Raw genomic sequence first — 502 nt, 5'->3', positions numbered from 1 at the left:
CCGGAAAACCGCGCCAGATCATTGCCGCCGATCGGTTGATTGAACTCAGTCATGCCCTTTTAATCCCATCCCGTTTGATCCCCGCCCCAGCCATAGCGGATGTATGGCTAACCAAAGGTTAAAACCTTACGTCCAACGTGATCCATCATCTTGCGTCAGTTTGCGTCGGCCAAAAAAGTGGATGATTTGTATCGCGAAAAGTCGGGATTTTGACAGTCTCGCAAGCCATATCACCTCGTCCACATGGTTTTCCGAGGCTTCAAGTGCCATACCTTTCCCCAGTCAGCCCAGAGGCTGCGCCTGTTCGACGATCCGCGCGAAAAACGATGCGCCCACAGGCGCGATCTCGTCGTTGAAGTTGTACTTCGGATGGTGCAGCCCCGCCGTCTCGCCCTGCCCCAGAAACAGATAGGCGCCGGGGCGGGCCTGCAGCATGTACGAAAAATCCTCGGCGCCCATATCCCGGCTCATGTTCTCGAAAACACGATCCTCACCGGACACC

General features: G+C 55.8%; 1 protein-coding gene. It reads right to left on the bottom strand.

The genetic code is table 11. The features are described 5' to 3' along the window. Window positions 1-282 precede the first annotated feature (282 nt). Window positions 283-502, bottom strand: a 220-nt coding sequence (locus ACRZ95_RS23335; RefSeq protein WP_480555806.1) for a M20/M25/M40 family metallo-hydrolase, incomplete at its 5' end; no start/stop codon positions are given.

The sequence above is a fragment of the Ruegeria sp. AI3 genome, from assembly GCF_056541245.1.
This window is presented reverse-complemented; position numbering and strand designations above follow the sequence as displayed.